Source organism: Pseudarthrobacter sp. GQ63 (assembly GCF_059758765.1).
The window spans coordinates 1-214 of record NZ_JCAXEF010000056.1; the positions used below are offsets into that span (position 1 = coordinate 1).

Sequence of the window (214 nt, forward strand, 5' to 3'; positions counted from 1 at the left end):
GTCCCAGGAGGACCGCGACGACGTCGTGGTGCGTTTCCTGCTCGCCGCGGGTGCGGTGGGGGTGCTGTACAAGGAGCAGGCGTCGATTTCTGGTGCTGAGGTGGGGTGCCAGGGTGAGGTGGGGTCGGCGTCGTCGATGGCTGCTGCGGGCCTGGCTGAGGTTATGGGCGGGACTCCGGCGCAGGTGGAGAACGCGGCGGAGATCGCGATGGAA

The 214-nt window shown here is 68.7% G+C and carries 1 protein-coding gene; it reads left to right on the top strand.

What is annotated here, in order from left to right:
- Positions 1-214, top strand: a 214-nt coding sequence (locus AC6CHP_RS20820; RefSeq protein WP_498232079.1) for an L-serine ammonia-lyase, iron-sulfur-dependent, subunit alpha, incomplete at both ends; no start/stop codon positions are given.